Here is a 498-nt window from a genome sequence, read left to right on the forward strand (position 1 = left end):
GCCCGAGACCAGGGCCTGGCGTGCGGAGGCGTCCGAACCCGTCACCACCTGACCGGTATTGACGCCGATCCGGACGTTCAATCGCACGGCCAGTGTGACGTCGAGTTCGGTGTTGAGCCCGTCCAGGGCGGCGAGCATGCCCAGGGCGGCGGCGAGCGCCCGGCGCGCGTCGTCCTCGTGCACGGACGGCACACCGAAGACCGCCATGACCGCGTCCCCGATGAACTTCTCCACCGTGCCGCCGTGCAACTCGATCTGCCGCCGCATCAGCTCGAAGTAGCGCAGCGTCACCGATCGCAGCGTCTCCGGGTCGAGGACACCGGACAGCGCTGTGGAACCGACCAGGTCACAGAAGAGCACCGTCACGACCTTGCGGGACTCCACCGCCGCCACAGGGCCGGCCGGGACGCACGGTGATCCGCACGACAGGCAGAAGCGTGCATCGGGCGGTAGCGCGCACCCGCATACGGAGCAGGGCATATTCGGACTCCTCCGGGG

At 69.3% G+C, this 498-nt stretch carries 1 protein-coding gene; it reads right to left on the reverse strand.

Features of this window, described 5'->3' with window-relative positions; genetic code table 11:
* On the reverse strand, nt 1-480 hold a 480-nt coding region (locus tag TN53_RS42175), incomplete at its 3' end, for an adenylate/guanylate cyclase domain-containing protein (protein WP_046264202.1).
* Nucleotides 481-498: the final 18 nt, after the last annotated feature.

The sequence above is a fragment of the Streptomyces sp. WM6386 genome, assembly GCF_000972385.1.
GTDB lineage: Bacteria > Actinomycetota > Actinomycetes > Streptomycetales > Streptomycetaceae > Streptomyces.